The organism is Leisingera sp. F5 (assembly GCF_001593695.1).
Genome location: NZ_LUKH01000983.1, coordinates 1 through 1,388 on the forward strand (window position 1 = coordinate 1; position 1,388 = coordinate 1,388).

Annotated in this window: 2 protein-coding genes; both read left to right on the forward strand. The window is 65.3% G+C overall.

Features of this window, described 5'->3' with window-relative positions:
* On the forward strand, positions 1–645 hold a 645-nt coding region (locus tag A2I95_RS38100; RefSeq protein ID WP_291737610.1), incomplete at its 5' end, for a molybdopterin cofactor-binding domain-containing protein.
* Positions 635–1,388: xanthine dehydrogenase accessory protein XdhC (gene xdhC, locus A2I95_RS38105; protein WP_291737611.1), on the forward strand; the 754-nt coding region annotated here is incomplete at its 3' end. The genes A2I95_RS38100 and xdhC, both read left to right, overlap by 11 nt.

Here is a 1,388-nt window from a genome sequence, read left to right on the forward strand (position 1 = left end):
GGCGATGTGGTGTTCGAAGGTGGCATGGTGCGCATTGGCCAGGATGAAATGTCCTTCGATCAGGCCGCCATGGCCTGCTACCAGGGCCGGGTCAGCCTGTCTGCCACCGGTTTTTACAAGACACCCAAGGTGGAATGGGACCGGATCAAGGGCCAGGGCCGCCCGTTTTACTATTTCGCCTATGGCGCCGCTGTGACCGAGGTTGTTGTGGACGCCCTCACCGGTGAGAACCGTATCTTGCGTGCCGACATTCTGCATGACGCCGGCGCCTCGCTGAACCCAGGCATCGACATCGGCCAGATCGAGGGCGGCTATGTGCAGGGCGCCGGGTGGCTGACCACCGAAGAACTGGTCTGGGACGGTGCCGGGCGCCTGCGCACCCATGCCCCTTCGACTTACAAGATCCCTGCCTGCTCGGATCGGCCCGATGTGTTCAACGTTGCACTTTACGACGGGCAGAACCGAGAGGACACCATCTACCGCTCCAAGGCGGTGGGGGAGCCGCCTTTTATGCTGGGCATCTCCGCCTGGCTGGCGCTCAGCGATGCGGTTTCCGCCTTTGGCGACAGCTACCCGGTGCTGAACGCCCCCGCCACGGCAGAGGAAATCTGGCGCGCCATCCGGAGGGTGCGCGATGGGGTTTGATGTTGCAGCCCTCCGCAAGGCGGTTTCCGAACATGGCCGCGTCACTCGTGTGGTCATCGCTGCCATCCGCGGCTCCTCCCCGCGCGAACCGGGCACCGCAATGCTGGTGTGGAAGGACGGCCAAAGCGGCACCATCGGCGGCGGGACGCTGGAGTTTGAGGCCGCAGAGGCCGCCCGCATGCAAACGGTTTCCAAGACGTTCAGCACCCATGCGCTGGGGCCGGATCTGGGCCAATGCTGCGGCGGCGCTGTCACGTTGCTGAGTGAAGTATACGAGGCCGCTGATCTGGCCGCGCTGGACAGCGAAGTCATCGCCCGCCCCGCCAGCCCGGCGCCGGTGCCCCCGTCAATACCCATGACGGTGAAACGCATCCTCGCCTCCGCCCGCAGCCAGGGTCTGGCCCCGGGGCCGCAATTGGTGGACGGCTGGATGATTGAGCCGGTCTATAACCCCAGCAAGCCGGTCTGGATCTGGGGCGCGGGCCATGTCGGCCGGGCGCTGGTGAAAGTCCTAGCGCCGCTGCCGGATCTGCTGATCACCTGGGTGGACACCACCGCAGAGCGGTTCCCAGCTGAGATTCCCGCCGGAATCACTGCTGTTCCCGCCGCCGATCCTGCGCTTCTGGTGCCGCATGCGCCTGAAAACGCTGCGCATTTGGTGCTGACCTATTCCCATGCGCTGGATCTGGCGCTATGCCACGCGCTGTTGGGCCGCAGCTTTGCCTTTGCCGGGCTGATCGGCT